Below are 231 nucleotides of genomic sequence, written 5' to 3' on the forward strand. Positions count from 1 at the left end.
TGTTACCCACTACCCATTCATCCTTTGTACGTATAAAGGGGTTTTGCGCACTTTCCTTTAACGCGTTTTGAACATCTTCATAAGGTAAATAAAATTCAATTGTAGATTTATTTAATTGGTAGATTGCAAATTTAATCCGAATTTTTGGACAAATTTGTCAGCATAACCTGATACGGTGTTTGCCAGTCGAGTATTTTAAGCGGTCGCTGGTTAATTTGGAGTAACGTCGTC

1 pseudogene is annotated in these 231 nt (G+C 36.4%); it reads right to left on the reverse strand.

Annotation, left to right across the window (positions count from 1 at the left end):
• Nucleotides 1-131: 131 nt before the first annotated feature.
• A pseudogene (locus tag MZO40_RS17310) lies at nt 132-231 on the reverse strand (IS30 family transposase); the annotation flags it as partial.

Source organism: Lactiplantibacillus sp. B652 (genome assembly GCF_023806745.1).
Lineage (GTDB): Bacteria > Bacillota > Bacilli > Lactobacillales > Lactobacillaceae > Lactiplantibacillus > Lactiplantibacillus pentosus.